The sequence below is a fragment of the Nonomuraea solani genome (assembly GCF_900108335.1).
Taxonomy (GTDB): domain Bacteria; phylum Actinomycetota; class Actinomycetes; order Streptosporangiales; family Streptosporangiaceae; genus Nonomuraea; species Nonomuraea solani.
Genome location: NZ_FNVT01000019.1, coordinates 153,900 through 171,935, shown reverse-complemented (window position 1 = coordinate 171,935; position 18,036 = coordinate 153,900). Strand labels below are relative to the sequence as shown.

The following is an 18,036-nucleotide window of genomic DNA, read 5'->3' as shown; positions in this document are numbered from 1 at the left end:
GCCCCTCTCTTCCTCAGCCCGTCTTCTCGGCCCGCGCCAGGTGCTCGCGGAGTGAGCGCGGCCGCATGTCGGTCCATACCTGTTCGATCCGGTCGAGGCAGCTCTCGCGGTCGCCGGTGGTGCCCTCTTCGGTCCAGCCGAGGGGCAGGGGGCGTCCGGCGGGCCAGATCGAGTACTGGTCCTCGTCGTTACGGACGACGCGGTAGTCGGTGCTGTCGGTCATGAGCACTCCTCATCGAGCTGAATCTCAAGCTGAATGGACGCGACCGGCCGGTCCAGGCCGTCGGCCAGGGTGTCGAGCACGCGTCTGACGTGGTGCAGCAGGTGTACGGCGCGCTCGTCCGACACGTGCTCGCGGTAGTGGCTCACCTTCAGCAGCAGGGCCGGGTCCGGCCAGACGACCAGCCGCAACGTCTCGTCGCCCGGGGAGCCGTTGGCGATCGGGTTCCAGCTCGCGAGCCGCGACTGCAGCCGGCCGTCGAACGGGAAGTTCTCGACCACGATCTCGGTGTCGTAGAGCCGGTCGGCGTCGTCGATCCCGCACCAGCGCTGGACGTCGAGGGGGGAGACGTGCTCATACCTGGTCGCGTCGGCATGGTCGGCCTGCAGCCCGCGCAGCCAGTCGGCGCAGGTGGCGGCGCCGTCGATGACGACCCGGCAGGGCAGCCGGTTGTTGAGACACCCGACGGCGTCCTGCCCGTCGTCCGTGTCGGCCCGGCCCGAGACGACGGTGCCGAAGACGAGGTCGCCGGTCGCGAGCGCGTGCCCGAGCGCGATCGCGTAGGCGCCCTGGACCAGGGTGTGCAGCGTCACGCCCGCCTCGGCGGCCCGCTGGTTCAGCAGCGCGGTGCGCTCGGCGGGCAGCCAGGCCCGCTGGTCGGCGTGCGCCCGTCCACTCGAACCTGCCACGCCGTCCGCGCCGAGCAGGCGGTGCGGCGCGCCGGCGAGCCTGCCGGTCCAGTACGAGCGGGCGGCGGCGAGGTCGGACTCCTGCCGGATCGTCCCGAGCTCCGGCCGGGCGGCCAGGGTGACCGGCTCGCCGGCCCGGAAACCGTCGTGCAGGTCGAACAGATCCCGCAGCAGCGCCGAGAACGACCAGCCGTCGAGATTGAGGTAGCAGTAGTCCCACACCAGGTAGGCGGCTCCGTCCCCGAGGTCGAACACGGTCAGCTCGACCTGACAGCGCCGCAGCGGATCGGCCGGGCTGCTCCTGACCGTGCTCAGATACCGGTCGAGCGCCAGAACGGCCCCGGCCGTGCCGTGCCCGCGCAGGTCCACGCGGCGTACGGGCAGGGCGGCGTTGCGGTGCACCACCCGCAGGTCCACACCGTCATGGGTGCGCAGCGAGGTGCGCAGGGCCGGATGGTGCTCGACCAGCGCGTTCCAGGCCAGGACCAGCGCGTCGACGTCCACGCCGGCGCCGGTGACGTCGAACGCCTCGTACACCCGGTACATGCCCGGCCGGGGCTGGTTCCGCAGCCGGTTGAGCCCCCAGCGCTGCATCGGACCGGCCGGCTCGATCCGCTCGGCGTCGATCACCCCGGCCAGCAACGCCGCCCGGCTCGCCCCCTCGATCCCGAGATGGGCGGTATCGGGTAGGCGAAACTCACGGGAGATCGGCCGGTGCGAGCCGACAGGCGTTTCCCGCAGGTCGCCCGCACTAACCTGGGGCGCCCAGGCCGCGCCGAACGCCTCCGCCAGCTCACGAACGCTCTGATGGGCGAACACGTCCCGCACCGTGAACGGCATCCCGGCCGCCCTGGCCAGCGAGACCATCCGGATGCTGGAAATGGAGTTTCCGCCGACGGCGAAGAAGTTGTCGTCGGCCGAGACATCGTCGCGCCCGAGCACCTCCCACCAGATGCGCAGCAGCGCCGCCTGCGTGGCGTCCACCGGCGCGGCCTCGGGCCGCGGACCTCGTACGGGCTCGGGCAGCGCGCTCGGCACCAGCTTCCCGCCGGCGGTGCGCGGCAGCTCGGCCAGCTCGACCAGGTACGCGGGCACCTGGTAGCCCGGTATCCGCTGGACGAGGAATCGCCGCAGGTCATCGGTGTCGAGGGTGCCTCCGGGCCGGGCCACCACGTAGGCGATCACCTCGTGCGAGCCCTCGGTACGCACCGCCCGCGCGACCACCTCCTCGACGTCCGGATGAGCGGCGACCGCCACCTCGACCTCGCGCAGCTCGACCCGGTGACCGCGTACCTTGATCTGGCCGTCGACCCGGCCGACGAAGCGCAGCACACCGTCGGCGTCCACCTTGGCCCGGTCGCCGGTCCGGTACATCCGCGCCCCCGCCACCCCGGCGAACGGATCGGGCAGAAACCGCTCGGCCGTCGCGGCGGGCAGGCCCGGATATTCGCGGGCCAGGGCGGGGCCGGCGACGTACAGCTCGCCCGCCAGGCCGGGCGCGACCGGCCACAGCTCGGTGTCGAGCACGTAGCCGCGCATGCCGCGCATCGGCAGGCCGATCGGCACGACGGGGCCCAGCCTGCCGTCACTCACCGAGCCGGTGTGGGTGATCGAGGTGATCAGCGTCTCGGTCAGGCCGTAGGCGTTCACGACCGGTACGTTGGTACGCTCCGACCACCGCTTGAGGTCGGCCACGTAGCCCGCCTCCGCGCCGATCACCACGGTACGCAGCGCAGGAGGGAGCGGGCGCGGGCGGCGTTCCAGGTCGCGGGCCCACTCGGCCCAGTAGGAGCTGGTGAAGTCGGCCAGCGTGCCGCCACCGTCGGCGAGAACCCGTTCCAGGTCCACCGGGGCGATCTTGTTGTCCTCCAGCAGCAGCACCGAGCCGCCGAGGCACCACACCGGCACCGTCTCCTCGAAGCAGACGTCGAAGGTCAGCGCCGAGAACTGCAGGAACACGTCGTCGGCGGTGATCGCCAGGCGCTCGGCGAAGATACCGGCGTAGAAGGCGAGCGCGTCATGGGCGACCGCGACGGGCTTGGGCAGCCCGGTGGATCCCGAGGTGAACAGCACATAGGCCAGCGCCTTGAGCTGAACGTCGGGCACCTCGGCCCCATCACCGCCTGTGCCGTCCAGATCCAGCCAGTCGAGGTCGATGTCGAGTCGCTTGGCGATCGTCTTGGCCGCCTCGGGGGACTCGGCCAGTCCGATGCGCACCCCGGCCGCCTCGGTCATCGCACGCAGCCGCTGGTCGGGTAAGGACAGGTCGAGCGGGACGACGGCGGCGCCCGCGTACCAGGTGCCGAGCACCGCCACGGCCCAGCCCACCCCGCGCGGCAGGGCGAGCAGCACGGCCTCCTCCGGCCCCGCACCCGCTCGGCGCAGCCGCGTGGCCAGCGACCTGGCACGATCGTCGAGCTCCCGGTACGTCACCTCGACGCCCCGATCGGTCCGGGCCGCGATGGCGCCGGGGCTCAGAGCCGCCCGCTCGGCGATCTGCACCGGCACCGGCACCCGCGTCGGCAGGACCGGCCCTTCGGGCTGCGCGGGACCGAACAGCAGGCTGCCGTTTCCGCCCGCGTCGAGGTCGCGCACCAGCCCGTCGCCGCCATCGGCCACGAACGACTCCAGCAGGGCCAGGTAGGCGTCGGCCAGCGCGGCCACCGTGCTCTCGTCGAACAGGTCCGTGCGGTACTCCCAGTCGGCGACGACCTCCCCGGCGGTGACCTCCACCCCGAGACCCAGCTCGAACTTCGCGTTCGTGCACGGCGTCGCCATCCGCTCGGCGACGACCCCGGGGCCGAACTCGGGCGCGATCACGTCCAACTGGTCGAGGCCGCACAACACCTGGACGATGGGCGCGTACACCGTCGAACGGGGCACCTGCAGCCGGTCCACCAGCTCCTCGAACCCGACACCGCCGTACCGCATCGCTTCGAGCACCCTGCTCCGCACCTGGCCGAGCAGGTCGTGGACGGTGTCACCGGCACCGACGCGCAGCCGCAGCGGGGCCGTGGTGACGAACATGCCGATGGTGTCGGCATCGTCCATCGAGGTACGCCCCGACGACGGCGAGCCGATCACCAGGTCACGCTGCCCGGTCAGCCGTGCCAGCAGAACCGCGTACGCGGCCAGCACCACCATGTACGGCGTGACCCGCCACCTCCCGCAGGCGCCCACCAGCCGCTGCCACAGCCCGGACGGAACCACCCGCCGCAACGCCCGCCCCGCGCTCCCGCCGCCCTCGGGCCGCGGCCGGTCGGCCGGCAGCTCGATGACCTCGGGAGCGCCCCGCAGCAGCTCCTCCCAGTACCGCAGCGCCTCCTCCCGGTCGGCCGGCACGGTCGTATCCCGCCCGAACCAGGAGGTGGGCAGGAAGAGCACCTCCCACGTCTCGTCGGCCGGTGTCTCCGCGGCGAGTACGCGGTAGAGGCGGCCGAGGTCGCGATACAGCACCCTGAGGGACAGGCCGTCGCACACCAGGTGATGGACCACCAGGACCAGCACGTGGTCGTCGGCGGACAGCCGCAGCAGAGCCGCGCGCAGCAGCGGGCCCCGGGACAGGTCGAACGGCCGGCCCACCTCATGAGCGAGCCTGGCCCGGGCCATGTCCAGCGCCGTGCGCGGCGAGTGCGAGAAGTCCACCACCGGCATCGCGAGCACCACCGGGCCGGTGTCCTCCAGCACGGGCCGCTCGCCCGGGACGACGTGGCCGCGCAGGACCGGATGCCGGTCGAGCAGGGCGGTCAGCGCCCGGTGCAGCACGCCGGCGTCGAGCGGGCCGCGCACCCGGAGTGAGGTGTTGATGTGGTAGAGCGCCGCCCCGCCGTCCGGCTGGACCTCACGCTCCCATAACTCGCCGAACCAGAGCCCGAGCTGCGAGGGCGTCAACGGCGCACGATCGGGTGCGCCGGTCATGCGGGCACCTCTTCGGCGAGGTGGCCGGCCAGCTCGGCGACCGTCGGATGGGAGAAGAAGACGGCCACCGGGAGGTCGACGCCGGTCGATTGGCTGATGCGGTGGCGGATCCGCAGCACGGCGAGGGAGTGTCCGCCCAGATCGAAGAGGTTGTCGTGCCGGGCCACCTCGGGCACGTTGAGCACGTCCGCCCAGATGCCGCGCAGTGTGCGCTCCAGCTCGGCCCATTCGGCCCCTTCCGCCACCTCGGTGGTGGCAGGGCCGGTGCCGGGTGGTGGGTCCGGGAGCCGGGCGCGGTCGATCTTGCCGGACGTGGTCAGCGGGATCTCGTCGAGCAGGACGTAAGAGGTCGGCACCAGGCCCGAGGGCAGCTTGAGCGCGGCGTGGGCGGCGAGGTCCTTCGCGGAGGGTGGTTCGTGCGCCGAGGGTCGTACGTACGCGACCAAGCTCTGGTCGGGGGCCTCGCCGCGGACCACGACGTACGCGGCCGCGACGCCCGGGTGTGTGCCCAGGACCTGCTCGATCTCGCCGAGCTCGATGCGCAGGCCACGGATCTTGACCTGGTGGTCGCGCCGGCCGAGGTAGTCCAGCCTGCCGTCCATCGCCCACCGGGCGCGGTCGCCGGTGAGGTAGAGGCGGCCGCCCGGGCGCCGGCCGTACGGGTCGGGGACGAAGCGTCCGGCGGTGAGGCGGGGGCGGCCGACGTAGCCGTCGCTGACGCCCTCGCCGCCGATGGCGAGCTCGCCCTCGACGCCGCGCGGCAACAGCATCCCGTTCTCGTCCACGACGTAGACCTCGACGCCGGGGCCGGGGGTGCCGAGTGGCCAGGGCCGGTCGGGGTCGGCGGTCACCGGGCCGCCGGTGACGAACACCGTCGTCTCGGTCGGGCCGTACAGGTTGCGCACCATCGGCACGCCCGCCTCCGTCAGCAGCCGTACGAGCGGCGCGGTGCCGGCCTCTCCCACGAAGTTCACCGAACGTACGCCCGCCGGGATCGCGCCCTCGCGCAGCAGTTCGGCCAGCATGCTGCCGACCACGTTGACCTGCGTCGGCACCAGGCGCTCCGGCAGCGACGGCAGCCCGAACAGGTCGTCGACCAGCACGATCGTGCCGCCGGCCGCCAGCGTCGGCAGGAGCTCGTGCGCCGAGACGTCGAATGTCAGCGCGGTGGAGGCGAGCGTGCGGTCCAGCAGCCCGGCGGGGCTCTCCGCGAGCGTCCAGCGGACGAAATGGTCGAGGTTGGCGTGGGTCACCCGGCAGCCTTTGGGCCGTCCCGTGCTGCCCGAGGTGTACATGACCCAGGCGGTCGCGGCAGGGTGCGTGCTTTGACGGGGGGAGGCGGCTCGGCCGGGGACGTCGGTGATGTCGAGTGCGCTCCACGGGCCCGGGGGGAGCAGGCCGGCGGTGCCGGGCTCGACGAGGACCTGGCGCGCGCCGGAGTCCGCGAGCATGTACGCGATCCGGTCCGCCGGATGGGCCGGGTCGAGCGGCAGATACCCGCGCCCGGACAGCAGCGTGCCCAGCAACGCGATCAAGGCCGAGGGCGTACGGCGCAGCAGGATCCCGACGGGAGCGTCGGAGCCGGGCGTGAGCAGGCAGGCGATGGACGCGGCCCGGGCGGCCACCTCCGCGTAACCGAGCGTCTCGTCCACCGTGCTGATCGCGGCCGCGTCCGGAGTGCGCGCGACCACCCCGGCGAACAGCTCGGCGAAACCGGGGGCCGGTTCGGCGGACGCGCCGGTGCCCAGGGTGAGAAGCCCGGAGCGGCTCGCCGGGCCGAGCAGATCCACCGAGGCGAGCCGCACCCCCGGGTCGTCCGCCATCGTGGCCAGGAGCTGCAGGTAGGAGTCCGCCACCTCGGCGATGAACTCCTTGGCGAACAGGTCGCTGTTGTACTCCCACAACATCGTCACCCGCCCGTCGAACCGCCCGTCCGCCCCGGGCTCCGCCTCCGCCCTCGGGATGACGACCACGTTGAGGTCCACCTTCGCCGAGCCGTTGTCGCGCTCGTACACCGTCGCCGAGCACCCGGGCAGCTCCAGATCGGGCATCCGGGCGTCGTTGGCGCTGAACATGACCTGGAAGTACGGGTTGGCCGCGGGGTCGCGGTCGGGGTTGAGGGCGCGCACCAGCTCCAGGAACGGGTACTCCTGGTTGGCCGTGGCCGCGCGGACGGTCTCGGTGCTGCGGCGCAGCAGCTCGGCGAACGTGGGGTCGCCGCCCGCGTCGCAGCGCAGCACGACCGCGTTGACGAACATGCCGATGACGTCCTCGGTCTCGGCGAGCTGGCGGTTGCCGAACGCCGAGCCGATCGCGAGGTCGTCCTGGCGGGTGTAGCGCCACAGCGTGGCGTAGAAGCCGGCGAGCATGGCGCTGAACAGCGTGGTGTGGTGGGTCCTGGCGAGCTCGCGGAGCGCGGCGACGGTACGCGCCGACACCTCCAGCCGCACCATGCCACCGTCGAAGCTCTGCGGCCGCGACCTGGCCTTGGTGGTGGGCAGCGACACCGCCGGTGGGCTGCCGGCCAGGGTCGCGGCCCAGTGGTCGCGCTGGCGCCGCATGCCGTCACCGGCCAGCGCCCGCTCCTGCCAGCGCGCGTAGTCGGCGTACTGGAACTCGATCTCGGGCAGCCCGGCGGGCGCCCCGGTGACCTCGGCGGTGTACGCGGCCCGCAGCTCCCGCATCAGCAGCCCGAAGGACCAGCCGTCGTGCACGAAGTGGTGCTCCACCAGGATGATCTCGTGCAGGTCGGGCGCCAGCCGGACCACCGTCCACCGCACCAGCGGCAGCTCGCCCAGGTCGAACGGCGTGGTCATGTCGCGGACGACCAGCTCCTCCACCTTGGCCCGGCGCTCGGACTCCGGCACCGTGGACAGGTCCGCGAGGTGGACCGGCATCGGGCCCGCCGCGTGCACCCGCTGGTACGGCACCCCGTCGTCGTCGTGGAACGTGGTCCGGAAGATCGACTGGCGGGCGGTGATGACGCCGGCCGCGCGCCGCAATGCACCCAGGTCCAGGTCGCCGACCACCCGTATCGTCGTCTGCGCGTGGTAGGCGATGTTGCCGGGGGAGAGCCGGTCGAGGAACCAGACCTGCTGCTGCTGCGCGGTCAGCGGCACCCGGGCGTAGTCTCCGCCGCGTTCCATCCGGACGGACGCGCTGGGGCTGCTTCTTTCGACGAGCTCGGCCAGGTCGGCGACCGTCGGGTGGGCCATCAGGTCGGCGACGGTGATCTCGGCCCGCAGGCGGGCGCGGATCCGGTTGGTGATCTGCACGGCGGCGAGGGAGTGGCCGCCGAGGTCGAAGAAGGAGTCGTCGGCGCCGATCCGGTCGACGCGCAGCGTCTCGGCCCACAGCCCGGCCAGCGCGCGCTCGGTCGCGGTCTCCGGAGCCCGGAAGGGGATGTCGCGCTGCCACAACTGCGACTTGGGCAGCGCGCCGGTGTCGATCTTGCCGCCGGGCAGCAGCGGGAGCGCGTCGATGACGACGTAGCGGCTGGGCAGGTGCCCGGCAGGCAGGGAACGTGCCAGGTGCTCGCGGAGCCGTCCCGCGGTGGGCACGCTGTGGGAGTCGGCCGGTACGACGTACGCGACCAGCCGGGGATCACCGTCGTCCCCGGTCTCGGCGCGGGCGTGGGCCGCGGCGACCTCGGGATGGGTGCGCAGGTGCCGGACGATCTCTTCGGGATGCACCCGCTGGCCCCGGATCTTCACCAGGCCGTCGGCGCGGCCGAGCACCCGTAGCACGCCGCCGGGCCCGAGGACGCCGCGGTCGCCGGTGCGGTACAGACGCGCCCCCGGCCGCCCTGACCAGGGGTCGGGGACGAACCTGCCGGCGGTCAGCCGGGGGTCGCCGCGGTAGCCGAGCGCCACGCCGGGCCCGCCGATGTACACCTCACCGGCCGGGACCCGCTCCAGGTCGTCGTCGAGCAGCAGCACCTCGGTGCCCGGGATGGCGGTGCCGACGGGCAGGGTCCCCTCACGGGAATCGGTGCCGGTGAGGGGGTGCGTGGTGGAGGTGATCGTCGTCTCCGTGAGACCGTACGCGTTGATCATCTCGACCTGGCTGAACCGGCGCCAGGCGGCCAGCGTCGCCGCGCGGCCCATGTCGCTCCCGACGACGAGCAGCCGCAACGACGCCGGTACGGCCCCGCCGCCCTGGTCGAGGTCGCGCACCCACTGCTCCCAGTACGGCGTGGGCAGGTTCGCGACGGTCACCCGCTCACGCTCGATGAGCCCGGACAACTGCTCCGTCGTGATCGCCGAGGCCGGCGCGAGCACCAGCGTGCCCCCGGCCAGCAGCGTCGGGAAGATCTCCTCCAGCGCCACGTCGAAACCGATCCCGGCGAACTGCAGCACCCGGTCCTCGCGGGTCAGCCCATAAACGGCCCGCACGGCCTTCGCGTGCGCGGCGAGCGCCCGCTGCGGCACCTCGACGGCCTTCTGCGTCCCGGTGGTGCCCGAGGTGAACAGCACGTAGGCGAGCTGCTCACCGTGGAAGGCCACCTGCGCGAGAGGTGAGCCGGACGCGGGAAGGAGCCGTACGCCCGCCCGCTTCGCGACCGGCGCCCCCGCCGCGTCGGTGAGACACAGGTCGGCCGTGGCGAGCATGCGCAGCTTCCGGTCGAGCGGCAGCGACGGGTCGACCGGAAGGAAGGCGGCCCCGGACAGCAGGACGCCGGCCAGCCCGGCGATCAGCTCGTCGCCTCTGGGCAACATGATCGCGACGACGGTGCCGGCCTCCGGCGCACCGACGCGCGAGGCGACGTCGAGCGCCCGTTCCCGCAGCCGCCGATAAGTCAGTTCTGAGCCGCCAGCGCGAACGGCAATTCGCTCGCCGCCCGCCCTTAATGATTCGTCGAGTGCGTACGAGAAAACAACGGACTTGGCGTTCACGCAGCCTCCAGATCGTTAACCCTGCTCCCGCACCGCCAGGCCGTTCCCGATCACCCGCGCTGCCCGGACCAGCATGTCAGTCGGCTCACATCGTGTCTTCGTGAGTTGTGACAACCCGCCCATACCACTATCGACGGCCTTTTCATCACAATTGATAATGAGTGGTTGAAGCCTTTTTCGTTAATCTCGGAACATGTCGCGAAAATCCGAAAAAAGGACCGCCGGTGACTGACAAGTTATGGGGCGGTCGTTTTGCCGAGGACATCACTCAGGACGTACTCGACTACACACTCACCGTGGACGTGGACGAACGGCTCGTCTTCGCCGACCTCTGGCAGAGCGTCGCGCACGTGCTGATGCTGGGCGCCAGGAAGATCGTGCCCGCCGAGGCCGCGCGGGACCTGCTCGGCGCGCTGCTCCGGCTGCGCGACCAGAGCGAGAACGGCCGGCTGCGCCTGCGCCCCGAGCTGGAGGACGTGCACTTCAACATCGAGCAGCAGGTCATCGAGGATCTCGGCCGGGAGGTCGGCGGCCACCTGCAGACCGCGCGCTCACGCAACGACCAGGTGTCCACGGACGCCCGCATGTACCTGCGGCGGGTCCAGCTCGACGCCGTCGAGGCCAACCTGGAGCTGATCGGCGAGCTGCTCGGCTTCCCCGAGGAGGAGCTGCTCGCGATCCTGCCCGGCTACACCCACGGCCAGGCCGCCCAGCCGATCTCCGTCGCCTTCTGGAAGACCGCGCACGCGAGCCTGCTGCTGCGCGACGTGCGCCGGTTGCGCGGCGCCTTCGACCGGACGGACGAGTCGCCCCTGGGCGCCTGCGCGCTGGCGGGCACCTCCTTCCCGCTGGATCGCCAGGTCACCGCCCGGCTGCTCGGCTTCCGCGCGGTGCTGAGTCACGCGCTCGACGCGACCAGCGCCCGCGACTACCTGATCGAGAGCGCCTCCGCCTTCGCGATCGGGGGCAACAACCTGTCGCGCATGGCCGAGGAGATCGTCGTGTGGAGCGGCCACGAGCACAGCCTGGTGGAGGTCCAGGACGCGTACGCCACCGGCAGCTCGATCATGCCGCAGAAGAAGAACCCGGTCGTCGCCGAGCTGGCCAGGGGCCGCGCGGGGCGGACCGCGGGCACGCTCGTCCAGCTCCTCACCATGGCCAAGGGGGTGACCCTCGGCTACAGCTGCGACCTGCAGGAGGACAAGCCGTACCTGTGGCACGCCATCGACGCCTACCTCTCCACCCTGCGCATCGTGGCCGGCCAGACCAGGGGGCTGCGCTTCGACGGTGCGCGCGGTGAGGAGCTGTGCTGGGACAACTTCTCCACGGCCACGGAGCTGGCCAACCACCTGACGGCCGGCGGGCTGGCCTTCCGCGAGGCGCACCACGTCAGCGGCGCGCTCGTCTCGGCCCTCATCCGGCGGGGCGCGACCCTGCGGGACACGGCCGCGAGCGCGGAGATCCTCGCCGGGCTCGGCCACCCGGTGCCGGAGCCGGTGCTCGCCCGCATCTTCGCGCCCAGGACCGCGGTGACCGGCTACACCAGCCCCGGCGGCACCTCGCCGCGGAGCGTCACCGCCGTACGCGCCGAACTGCGGGCCGCCGTGACCGCGTACGGCGCCTGGCTCGAGGGGACGCGGCGCCGGCTCCAGCGCGCGCACGACGCCGCCTTCGGCGCGGCCCGCGACGTCGCCGACGGCGCCGACCTCGGCAAGGCCCTCGACCGGATCGCCCCCGACCTGCCCACGCTCTACGGAGACCTGTCATGAAGATCGTTCTGGCCTACTCCGGCGGCCTCGACACGTCGGTGGCCCTGCACTGGCTCAAGCGGCGGTACGACGCGGAGATCATCGCCTTCTGCGCCGACATCGGCCAGCTGGAGCCGCTGGAGACCGTGCGGGAGCGGGCGCTGCGCACCGGCGCCTCCAAGGTCTACATGGAGCCGCTCACCACCCGCTACCTGCGGGACTTCGCGCTGCCCGCGCTGCAGGCGCACGCCCGGTACGAGAACAGGTACCTGCTGGCCGCGCCGCTCTCCCGGCCGCTGATCGCCGAGCGCATGGTGGAGATCGCCCACGCCGAGGGCGCGGACGCCGTCGCCCACGGCGCCACCGGCAAGGGCAACGACCAGGTGCGCTTCTTCACCAGCGTGACCGCGCTCGATCCGCGGCTGCGGGTGCTGGCGCCGGTCATCGACTGGGAGCTGACCACCCGTGAGACGGAGCTGGCCTACGCCCGCGAGCACGGCATCGAGGTTTCGGTCAGTAAGGAGAAGCCGTACAGCATCGACACCAACATCTGGGGCACCAGCATCGAGTGCGGCGAGCTCGACGACATCGACCGGCCGCCGCCCTGCCACGCCTGGCAGCTCACCGCCGACCCCAAGGCCGCGCCCGACCGGGCCGAACGGGTCACGATCGGCTTCGACGGCGGCGTACCCGTCTCGCTCGACGGCGACAAGCTGGAGCTCACCGACCTGGTGAACCACCTGACCGCGATCGCCGCCGGGCACGGCGTGGGCCGGGTGGACATCGTCGAGAGCCGGGTCGTGGGGTTCAAGACCCGCGGCATCTACGAGGCCCCGGCGGCGACCGTGCTGATGGCGGCGCACGAGGAGCTGGAGGCGATCGTCCTCGACCGTGAGACGCTGCACCACAAGCAGGGGCTGGCGCAGCGGTACGCCGAGCTCGCCTACTACGGCTACTGGTTCTCCGACCTGCGCCGCGCGCTCGACGGGTTCGTCGCGACGTTGCAGCCGCAGGTGACGGGCGAGGTGACCGTCGAGCTCTACAAGGGCAACTGCTCCGTGGTCGCCCGCCGGTCGCCGAACTCCCGTTACAGCGGGGCGCTGGCCACGTACGAGGCGGGGGACACCTTCGACCACCGGGCCGGCGCCGGGTTCGCCTACGTGTGGTCGCTGCCGCTCAGAGGCCGCCAGGACTGACTTGAACGCTGTGCAAGCTATCTTGGGCGCATGCCACGCGACACGCTGACCCGCGAACAGATCGTCAACGCCGCCATCGACCTCCTGGACGCCGAGGGCCTGGAAGGCCTGAACATGCGCGCCCTGGGCAAGCGGCTCGACTCCGCGGCCACCGCCGTCTACTGGCACGTCGGCAGCAAGGACAACCTGATCGCCCTGGCCGGCGATCAGGTGTGGGGCGAGGTCCCGCTGCCCGACCTGGCCGTGATCGGCTGGCGGGCCGCCGCCACCCAGGCGGCCACCGGCCTGTACGAGATGCTCGCCCGCCACCCCTGGCTGGTCCAGACGTTCACCGCGTTCCTGATGCCGAGCGCCGGCAAGGCCCGCCACGACGACCACGCCCTGGCGATCTTCGAGGCGGCCGGGTTCGCCGGCGCGCAGGCCGACCAGGCGGTCGCCACCGTCTTCACGTTCGTGCTCGGCAACGCCCTCGTCCCGGCCGCGCAGGCGTCGCTGACCAGGAAGCTCGGCCGCGACGGCGGTGACCAGGAAGAGCTGATGCGCGAGACCATGGAACAGGCCGTGGAGATCGCGAGCCGGTTCCCGCGCCTGCGCGCCCGCCTCGACTCCGTCGCCGGTTACGCCGACGCGCCGGACGACACCTTCGCGTTCGGCCTGGAGACCATCCTCGACGGCCTGGAGGCCCGGCTCAATCCGTAGCGCGGCGCTCCTCCCGAAAGCCGGAACGCCGCACAATCGGCAGCGGATCGTGCGAGTATGTGGCCTTGCCCTGCTTCAGCTCCCGGCCGCCGGCCCTTGCGGCAGACACGAGAGTGCCGGAGCCACCGATGGAGCGTCGTATGGACCACCTGCAACTGTCCACTCGCCGTCTCGGCCGTGCCGCCGTCGTCACGGTCGGGGGCGAACTCGACTCGGTGACCAAGGGTGCGCTGGACCGGTGCCTGCGCACGTTCTTCCGTACGGCCGATGACCACGTGGTCGTGGACCTGTCGGGCGTGACGTTCATGGACTCCGGTGCCCTCGGCATGATCACGGAGCACCATCAGCGGGCCACCTCGTCGGAGGGCAGCCTCGCCTTCGCCGGCGCGTCCCCGTCGCGGATGCAGGTCCTGTGGCTGACCGGCCTGGCCACCTGGCTGCCCTTCTACAAAGACGTGGCCGCCGCCGTTCAGGCTCTCGGCGGCGACGACGGCCCTGGGTGAATCAGTACGGCAGTCTGCGTCCCGAAGGTGTCCGCAGGTCCAGGCCCGGTTGCGGGCGGGCCGGTCTCGGCCTGGGTCTCATGAAGGTGGTGCGCAACTCAGCCTCCTCAGGGTCGGGGTCCTAGTTCCTAGTACGTCCCGGCGGCGCGCCGCGGATGAGTGAACAGGACCCCGATCTCCAGGGAGGTCAGGCGAGCGCGCGAGCCAGGGCGTTGTCCCCGCCGGGCGCGACCGGCTTGGTCAGGGTCACCGGCGCCTGGGACATGAACCGCGGCCGGGTGCCCCGGTGCTCGTCGGCCGCGTGCACGGTCAGCGGGTGCACCAGGTACATGTCACCCGGCAGCCCGGTCGCGTACGCCACCGGGCGGTCCTTCGAGGCCTCGTCCAGCAGCGGCCCGGCCTCGAACGGGTCGAGCACCCGCTCACCCAGCATCTCCGCGGCGTCGCGGTGCGAGCCCACCCTGATCCGGGTCGGCGCGTCGTCCTCGCCCACCTCGGACAGCAGCACCAGCAGCAACATCGTCTCCGGCCGCCCCGACACCGCCCACGAGCCGTCGGGCAGGGCCACCGAGGCGTCGATGTGCCAGCCGCGATCGTCCACCGGCGCCTTGCCGGGGAACCGGATCGGCATGTTGCCCAGGACGCCGCGCGGCTGGTAGCCGCCGGGCCCGGCCACCTCGTCCAGCGCCTCACGCAGGCGCGGGCTGCGCATGAGCTCCCCGAACGGGCCCTTGCCGGCCAGGTCGGCCGCCCACACGACGGGCTGCTGCCAGCCAGAGGGGTCGTCGGGCGACAGGCCGATCTGCCGCCACATCAAGTCTCTGGCCGCGTCGCCGACCTCGCGGGGCACGGCCGCTTCCAGCTTGGCGAACCCATCGGCGATGAACCGGTCGACATCGATAACAGTCATAGGCGCCACGATAACGACGGCGTCCACCGATTTTCCGGCGTACATCTGCGGGATGACATCGCCGCGAGGATGGACCCGCGGGCTGATGCCGGACGGCTCGCGCCTGTCCTAGCGTGCTGCCCGTGGACAGTGACGACACAACAGGACAGGTCATCGTACGGCTGGACGGGGTGCGCAAGCAGTACGGCGAGACCGCGGCGCTGGACGGCGTGACCCTGGAGATCCGCGCGGGCGAGGCCGTCGCCGTGATGGGGCCGTCCGGCTGCGGCAAGTCGACCCTGCTCAACATGATCGCGGGCCTCGACCGGCCGACCGGGGGCACGGTCGCGGTCGGCGGGCAGGAGCTGGGCCGGCTGAGCGAGACCGGGCTGGCGTTGTTCCGGCGGCGGCACATCGGCATGATCTTCCAGTTCTTCAACCTCATCGACGACCTGCCCGCGCTGGACAACGTCGCCCTGTCCGCGCAGCTCACCGGCACCCCGGCCCGCCAGGCCCGCCGGCGCGCCCTCGAACTGCTCGACGAGCTGGGCATCGCGGGCCGTAAGGACGCCTACCCGGCGGTGCTGAGCGGTGGCGAGCGGCAGCGGGTGGCGGTGGCGCGGGCGCTGATGAACCGCCCGGCGCTGCTGCTGGCCGACGAGCCGACCGGGGCGCTGGACCGGCGGTCGGGCGAGCAGGTGATGGACCTGCTCATCGACCTCAACCAGATCGGCCAGACGCTGCTGCTCGTCACCCACGACCCGGCCCTGGCCCGCCGCTGCGCCGGCCGCCTGATCGAGCTCGCCGACGGCCGCGTCACCGGCGAAAGCGCCCTGGAGCGTGCCGAATGAACGCGCCGCGGGCGGCTGATGGGAGCCCTGGAGCGTGCCGAATGAGCGCCCCGTGCGCGGCTGACGGGTGCCCTGGAATGGGCCGAATGAGCGCGGACGGCATGAGTGGATGGGAGGGGGCCCGATGAGCGCGGTGTGGCGGGCCGCGCGGGCGGCGGTGCGGCGGCGACGGCTGCAGACGGTGATCATCGGGCTCGTCGTGTGGTCGGGCACCACGACGATCATGCTCGCGCTCGGCCTCCTCGACGCCACCACCACCCCCTTCGACCGCGCCTTCGACCAGCAGCGCGGCGCTCACACGGTGGCCGTCTTCGACCTGACCAAGGTGTCGAAGGAACGACTGGCGCGAACCGCGAAACGGCCGGGCGTCGAGGCCGCGGCGGGCCCGTACGACCAGGTCGTCATCGACTTCCCCAGGACCACCGACATCAGCGAGGCCGAGGGCCCGCTCAAGCTGGTCGGCCGCGCGGACCCCGGCGGGCCGGTGGACCGGCTGCCCCTGCTGCACGGCCGCTGGGCCACCGCGCCCGGCGAGATCGTCATCAACCAGAGCTCGGCCGACGACCGCCTCAAGCCCGGCGCCCTGGGCTCCCGGCTGGTGGCGCCCGGGGTCCCGCCGCTGACCGTCGTCGGCTTCGCCTCCAGCATGAGCCGGTCGGCCGACGCCTGGGTCACTCCCGCCCAGGCCGCCGCGCTCCGCCCCACCGGCGCGCAGATGCTCTACCGGTTCACCGACCCCGGAGACGCCCTGGACACGGTCACCGCCGGGCTGCCCCCGGGCGCGCTGACGGTCGCGCAGTCCCACGTCGCGCTGCGGCGGGCCTTCTCCAGCACGGCCTCCTCCTACCTGCCGTTCATGACCCTGTTCGGCGTGCTCGGCCTGCTGGTCGCCGTCCTCATCGTGGCCAACGTGGTCAGCGGCGCGGTCGTGTCCGGATCCCGGCACATCGGCGTGCTCAAGGCGGTGGGCTTCACCCCGAACCAGGTGGTCGCCGTCTATCTGACGATGGTGTCGGTGCCCGCGATCGCCGGGTGCGTCCTGGGCACGCTGATGGGCAACCTGCTGGCCAGGCCCCTACTGCGGGCCGCTTTCCAGGGCACCGAGACCGGCAGCGCCGGCATCGGGATCAGCCCGTGGGTGTCCGTCGTCTGCCTGGCGGGGATGCCGCTCCTGGTCGTCCTCGCGGCACTGGTGCCGGCGCTGCGCGCGCACCGGCTGCCGGCCGCCCGGGCGATCAGCGCGGGCGGCGCGCCGGGCCGGGGACGAGGCCGGGGATGGGGGCTGGGTGTGCGGCGCCGGCTCGGCGGCTCCCGGCTGCCGCGCCCGGTCAGCCTGGGGCTGGGGCTGCCGTTCGGGCGGCCGGGCCGTACGGCGATGACCATGGCGGCGATAGTGCTCGGCGTGGCCACGGTCACCCTCACCACCGGGCTCACCAGCACCATGATCGCCTTCGCGGAGGCGGAAGGGAGCCCGGTCCCGCGGGTGGGCGTGCGCGCGGGCGAGCCGGCGTTCCAGCAGACCGCACCGAAGCTGAGCGACGAGCGGATCGAGGCGCTGCTGCGCTCCCTGCCCGGCGTGACGCACGTGACCGCCCAGCGTTTCGTCGAGGTGCGCCTGACCGGCCAGGCGCAGCGCGGCGCCGTCAACTTCCAGCGCGGCGACCCCGCCACCGTGGCCGGTCAGATCGTCGAGGGGCGCTGGATCGACGGCCCCGGCCAGATCGTCGCCCCGCCGCCGTTCCTGGCCCAGCGCGGCCTGGGGGTCGGCGACCAGGTCACCCTGGAGCTGAACGGCCGGCAGGCCCGCGTCACGATCGTCGGCCAGATCATGAGCGGCGACCCCCGCTTCCTCTGGTCCTCCTGGCAGACGCTGACCACGCTGGCCCCGGACACCGGTGCCGACAACTACGAGGTACGCCTCGCCGCCGGCGCCGACCCCCACGCCTATGCCAGGGCGGTCAAGGCGGCCGACCCCGGCCTCTACCCGTACGTCGCGGGCGCGGAGAGCACGGCCACGGCGGTCGTCGTCGGCTTCGCCTCGGTCTTCACCACGCTGCTGATCGTCGTCGCGGCACTCGGCGTCTTCAACACCGCCCTGCTCGACATCCGCGAACGCCGCCGCGATCTCGGCCTGCTCAAGTCCATCGGAATGACGCCCCGCCAGGTCACCATCATGGTGGTCACCTCGATGGCGGCCCTGGGCGTGGCCGGCGGCCTGCTCGGCATCCCCATCGGCACGCTGGCGCACCGGGCGATCGTCGACAACGTGCCGGCCGTGGTCTTCCCGGAGCACATGAAGGACGTGTGGGACCTGCCCCTGCTCGCCCTGCTGGTGCCTGCGGGCGTGGCGATCGCCGTACTCGGCGCCCTCATCCCCGCCCGCTCGGCGGCCCGCCTCACGATCGCCGCCGTCCTGCACAATGAGTGA

10 protein-coding genes are annotated in these 18,036 nt (G+C 72.5%); 6 read left to right on the top strand and 4 right to left on the bottom strand.

Annotation, left to right across the window (positions count from 1 at the left end; all coding sequences use genetic code 11):
* Nucleotides 1–13: 13 nt before the first annotated feature.
* The 3 genes from C4V41_RS45765 to C4V41_RS45755 are packed head-to-tail and all read right to left on the bottom strand — an operon-like array spanning nt 14 to nt 9,722.
* Complete coding sequence (locus C4V41_RS45765; RefSeq protein WP_103962318.1) at nt 14–223, bottom strand: MbtH family protein; 210 nt, start codon at nt 221–223, stop codon at nt 14–16.
* On the bottom strand, nt 220–4,827 hold the full coding sequence (locus C4V41_RS45760) for a non-ribosomal peptide synthetase (RefSeq protein ID WP_103962317.1): 4,608 nt from the start codon (nt 4,825–4,827) through the stop codon (nt 220–222). Before C4V41_RS45760 ends, C4V41_RS45765 begins: the two co-directional genes overlap by 4 nt.
* On the bottom strand, nt 4,824–9,722 hold the full coding sequence (locus C4V41_RS45755; RefSeq protein WP_103962316.1) for a non-ribosomal peptide synthetase: 4,899 nt from the start codon (nt 9,720–9,722) through the stop codon (nt 4,824–4,826). Before C4V41_RS45755 ends, C4V41_RS45760 begins: the two co-directional genes overlap by 4 nt.
* Before the next feature lie 224 nt (nt 9,723–9,946).
* Between C4V41_RS45755 and argH the strand changes: the two genes are divergently transcribed.
* The 4 genes from argH to C4V41_RS45735 all read left to right on the top strand — a co-directional run bounded on the left by argH (nt 9,947) and on the right by C4V41_RS45735 (nt 13,868).
* Complete coding sequence (argH, locus tag C4V41_RS45750; protein ID WP_160150622.1) at nt 9,947–11,491, top strand: argininosuccinate lyase; 1,545 nt, start codon at nt 9,947–9,949, stop codon at nt 11,489–11,491.
* Nucleotides 11,488–12,666 (top strand): argininosuccinate synthase, encoded by a 1,179-nt coding sequence (locus C4V41_RS45745; protein WP_103962314.1) that lies wholly within the window; start codon nt 11,488–11,490, stop codon nt 12,664–12,666. The genes argH and C4V41_RS45745 overlap by 4 nt, the downstream gene beginning before the upstream one ends.
* 30 nt (nt 12,667–12,696) lie before the next feature.
* On the top strand, nt 12,697–13,365 hold the full coding sequence (locus tag C4V41_RS45740) for a TetR/AcrR family transcriptional regulator (protein WP_103962313.1): 669 nt from the start codon (nt 12,697–12,699) through the stop codon (nt 13,363–13,365).
* Nucleotides 13,366–13,505: 140 nt separating this feature from the next.
* Nucleotides 13,506–13,868: an STAS domain-containing protein gene (locus C4V41_RS45735; RefSeq protein ID WP_160150621.1), complete on the top strand. Its 363-nt coding sequence runs from the start codon at nt 13,506–13,508 to the stop codon at nt 13,866–13,868.
* A gap of 187 nt (nt 13,869–14,055) precedes the next feature.
* Here C4V41_RS45735 and C4V41_RS45730 read toward each other — a convergent pair whose 3' ends face one another.
* On the bottom strand, nt 14,056–14,778 hold the full coding sequence (locus tag C4V41_RS45730) for a phytanoyl-CoA dioxygenase family protein (RefSeq protein WP_103962311.1): 723 nt from the start codon (nt 14,776–14,778) through the stop codon (nt 14,056–14,058).
* A gap of 122 nt (nt 14,779–14,900) precedes the next feature.
* Between C4V41_RS45730 and C4V41_RS45725 the strand changes: the two genes are divergently transcribed.
* On the top strand, nt 14,901–15,608 hold the full coding sequence (locus C4V41_RS45725; protein ID WP_103962403.1) for an ABC transporter ATP-binding protein: 708 nt from the start codon (nt 14,901–14,903) through the stop codon (nt 15,606–15,608).
* A gap of 124 nt (nt 15,609–15,732) precedes the next feature.
* On the top strand, nt 15,733–18,036 hold the full coding sequence (locus tag C4V41_RS45720; RefSeq protein ID WP_103962310.1) for an ABC transporter permease: 2,304 nt from the start codon (nt 15,733–15,735) through the stop codon (nt 18,034–18,036).

Excerpts from the sequence above, each read along its gene's own strand:
- C4V41_RS45765 (WP_103962318.1), bottom strand. The coding sequence starts at position 223 with ATGACCGACAGCACCGACTACCGCGTCGTCCGTAACGACGAGGACCAG.
- C4V41_RS45760 (WP_103962317.1), bottom strand. The coding sequence starts at position 4,827 with ATGACCGGCGCACCCGATCGTGCGCCGTTGACGCCCTCGCAGCTCGGG.
- C4V41_RS45745 (WP_103962314.1), top strand. The coding sequence starts at position 11,488 with ATGAAGATCGTTCTGGCCTACTCCGGCGGCCTCGACACGTCGGTGGCC.
- C4V41_RS45740 (WP_103962313.1), top strand. The coding sequence starts at position 12,697 with ATGCCACGCGACACGCTGACCCGCGAACAGATCGTCAACGCCGCCATC.
- C4V41_RS45735 (WP_160150621.1), top strand. The coding sequence starts at position 13,506 with ATGGACCACCTGCAACTGTCCACTCGCCGTCTCGGCCGTGCCGCCGTC.
- C4V41_RS45730 (WP_103962311.1), bottom strand. The coding sequence starts at position 14,778 with ATGACTGTTATCGATGTCGACCGGTTCATCGCCGATGGGTTCGCCAAG.
- C4V41_RS45720 (WP_103962310.1), top strand. The coding sequence starts at position 15,733 with ATGAGCGCGGTGTGGCGGGCCGCGCGGGCGGCGGTGCGGCGGCGACGG.